This is a genomic window from Longimicrobiaceae bacterium, assembly GCA_035936415.1.
GTDB lineage: Bacteria > Gemmatimonadota > Gemmatimonadetes > Longimicrobiales > Longimicrobiaceae > JAFAYN01.
On record DASYWD010000589.1, the window covers coordinates 1 to 3411 of the forward strand.

Below are 3411 nucleotides of genomic sequence, written 5' to 3' on the forward strand. Positions count from 1 at the left end.
CCCTACCCTCCGGGTGGGGTACGTCTGCGAGGGGGGTGGCGCGTTGGGCTGGGGCCACGTGGGCCGTGGGCGGGCGCTCCTGGAGGAGGCGCCGGAGGGGAGCGCGCTGGTGCTGGGGGCCGGGTACGGCGAGATCGCGGCCTGGTCGCGGCGCACCGGGGTCCCGCTGCCGCTGCGCCCCTGGGAGGCGCCGGACGCGCCGTTCGACCCCCGCCGCTGCGGCTTCGACGTGCTGGTGGTGGACCACTACCGCCTCGATGCCGCCTGGATCGCGGAGGCGTCCGCGGCGCTCCCCACCTTCGTGGTGGACGACTGGATGCGCGGACGGGTCGCCGCCACGGGGCTGGTCGCGCCAAACGTGGGCGCGTCGCCCGCCGACTGGCCGGGATCGGAGGTGGACGTCTGGCTGGCGGGGCCGGAGTACGCCTTCCTCCGGCGGGAGGTGCGGAGCGCACGCGGCGCGCCCGTCCGGGGCAGGGCGGAACGCGTCCTGGTCACCCTGGGAGGGAGCGACCCGGAGGGGCGTACGGCGGAGATCGTGGAGGCGCTGGTGGAGCTCCCCTGGTACCGGGGGGGGGGGGCGCTCACCGTGGTGCTCGGTGCGAGCTACGCGGCCCCCCGCCCGTGGGAGGGCTGGGGCGCCGCCCGGACGGTGCGGCTCGACGTCGTGCAGCAGCCGGCCGACTTCGTCGCCCGCTGCGCCGCGGCGGACCTGGTGGTCTGCGGCGCCAGCACCACCACCTACGAGCTCGCCCACCTCGGCCGGCCGTTCGTCCCCGTGGCGCTGGTGGACAACCAGGCGCGGATCACTGCGGAGTGGGCCCGCCTCGGCGTGGGAGACGGCCTCGCCGTCTGGAACCCCGGGTGGCGGGAGGCGCTCGCCGCCGACGTGGAGCGCCTGGCCGGCGACGCCGCGTCGCGGGCCCGGCGCTCTGCCGCGGCGTCGTGCGTGGTGGACGGCCGGGGGATCTTCCGGGTGCTGGAGGCCTGCGCGGCCGCCGTCCGGCGGTGGGCGGGAGCGTGAGCGCGGCGCCCGGGGTCCCGTACGTCCTCCTGGGGAACGGCGCGGTCGCGCGCGCCTTCCTGGAGGAGGGCGCCGGCTCCGCCGGGCCCCCGCTCCGGGTGGTGCTGAACGCGCCCGGGAAGCAGCGCGACGCCGCGGGGATGCGCGCCGCCGCGGCCGGCGCGGGGGTGCCGGTGGACGAGTGGTCGCCGGAGGCGCGCGAGCGGCTCCTCTCGCTGGCCCGGGAGCGCGGAGACGCGTGGCTGCTGTCGGTGTACTTCGGGCACCTGCTGGACGCCGAGCTGCTCGACGCATTCGGGGGGCGGGCGGTGAACCTCCACCCCTCTCTCCTGCCCTGGTGCCAGGGAGTGCACACCAACGTCTGGCCGATCGTGGAGGGGTGCCCGGCCGGAGTGACGCTCCACGCAATGGTGCCGCGGGTGGACGCCGGGCCTGTGCTGGCGCAGCGCACGGTGCCAGTGGAGCCCTGGGACACGGCGGCGACGCTGTACGCGCGGCTGGAGGCGGAGGCGCTCTGTCTCGTGCGAGAGGCCTGGCCGGCCGGCGTGCTCGCGGCCTGGCCGGGGACTCTCCAGGGCCAGGGCGGGAGCCGGCACCGGGTGGCGGACATGCGTGCGCTGGACGAGTACGGCCTCGACGAGCACCCGGAGGCGCGGGCCTTCTTCGACCTGCTTCGCGCCCGGTCCTTCCCGCCGTACCCGGGGCTCCGGGTGCGGAGCGGCGGGCGGCTGCTGGAGGCGACGGTGACACTGCGGGAGATCGCGGACGATGAACGGGACGATTGACATCGGCGGGCGGCGGGTGGGACCGGGGCACCCCGCGTACCTGGTCGCGGAGCTCTCGGGGAACCACAACGGCGACCTGCAGCGCGCGCTCGACACGGTGCGCGCCGCCGCTGAGGCCGGAGCCGACGCCATAAAGCTGCAGACGTACACCGCCGACACCCTCACCATCGACTCCCGGAAGGAGCATTTCGTCGTCCCGGGAGACGGGCCGTGGGGCGGGCGGACCCTCTACCAGCTCTACGAGGAGGCGCACACGCCCTGGGAGTGGCACCCGCGCCTGTTCGAGGAGGCGCGCGCTTACGGCCTGGACATCTTCTCCACCCCGTTCGACGCCACCGCCGTCGACCTGCTGGAGGAGCTGGGGGCGCCGGTGTACAAGGTCGCCTCGTTCGAGCTGGTGGACGACGAGATCCTCCGCACCGTGGCGGCGACCGCAAAGCCGGTGGTCCTTTCCACGGGGATGGGGAGCCTGGAGGAGGTCGCGCACGCCGTGGCGGTCCTGCGCGGCGCCGGCTGCGAGCAGGTGCTCCTCCTGCGCTGCACGAGCAGTTACCCCGCGCCGGACGCGTCCATGAACCTGGCGACCCTTCCGGTCCTGGCGCAGGCGACGGGGTGCCCGGTGGGGCTCTCGGACCACAGCCTGGGGACGACCGCGCCGGTGGTGGCGGTCACGCTCGGCGCCTGCTTCGTGGAGAAGCACTTCACGCTGAGCCGCGCGGACGGCGGCGTGGACAGCCACTTCTCGCTGGAGCCGGCCGAGTTCCGCGCCCTGGTGGAGGACGTCCGCCGGGCCGAGGCCATGATCGGCGTCCCCTCCTTCGGCCCGGGCGTGGCCGAGGAGGGGAGCACCGTCTTCCGCCGCTCGCTCTTCGTGGTCCGGGACGTGGCCGAGGGGGAGGAGTTCACCCGCGAGAGCGTCCGCTCCATCCGGCCGGGGTACGGGATGCCGCCCCGCTTCCTGGACGTGGTGGTGGGCAAGCGCGCCGCCCGCGCCGTGGAGCGGGGGACCCCGCTGTCCTGGGACCTGGTCGGTGGCGCCTGAACGGTCCGGCGGCGCGGAGCGGATCGTCCTGGGGACGGTGCAGCTCGGGCTCCCGTACGGCCGCAGGGCGGGGGAGGGGCTGATGCCGGAGCCCGACGCCTTCGCCGTCCTCGACGCGGCATGGGCCGCGGGGATCCGGGCGTTCGACACGGCGGAGGCGTACGGCGAGTCTCCGGCCCGTCTGGCCGCCTGGCTCGCAGCCCGAGGGGTCGCGCATGAGGCGCACGTCGTCACCAAGGTGAAGCCGGCGGAGGGCCCCGGCATCCGGGCGCGCGTGGAAGCGGCGCTGGCCCGCTTCCCCGAGACGGCCACCCGGACCCTGCTCACCCACGGCCCGGCCGGCCCGGAGTGGGACGAGGTGCGCGCGGCCGCCCGCGCCTGCGGCGCAGAGGCCGGAGAGAGCGTCTACGCCCCCGACGAAGTGGCCGCGGCCGCGGCGAGGCCCGGCCTCCGGCGAGTACAGGCCCCGGGGAACCTGTTCGACGCGCGGGCGCTGGAGGCGCGCGGGGCCTCACCAGCCGCGCTGGACCTGCGGTCCGTGTACCTCCAGGGCGTGCTGG

Annotated in this window: 4 protein-coding genes; all 4 read left to right on the top strand. The window is 76.2% G+C overall.

The features are described 5' to 3' along the window. On the top strand, positions 1–1024 hold a 1024-nt coding region (locus VGR37_23670), incomplete at its 5' end, for a hypothetical protein (protein HEV2150419.1). Beyond that, positions 1021–1809 (top strand): formyltransferase family protein, encoded by a 789-nt coding sequence (locus tag VGR37_23675; protein ID HEV2150420.1) that lies wholly within the window; start codon positions 1021–1023, stop codon positions 1807–1809. The genes VGR37_23670 and VGR37_23675, both read left to right, overlap by 4 nt. Further along, on the top strand, positions 1793–2851 hold the full coding sequence (pseI, locus tag VGR37_23680) for a pseudaminic acid synthase (protein ID HEV2150421.1): 1059 nt from the start codon (positions 1793–1795) through the stop codon (positions 2849–2851). The genes VGR37_23675 and pseI overlap by 17 nt, the downstream gene beginning before the upstream one ends. Continuing rightward, positions 2841–3411, top strand: a 571-nt coding sequence (locus tag VGR37_23685) for an aldo/keto reductase (GenBank protein ID HEV2150422.1), incomplete at its 3' end; no start/stop codon positions are given. The genes pseI and VGR37_23685, both read left to right, overlap by 11 nt.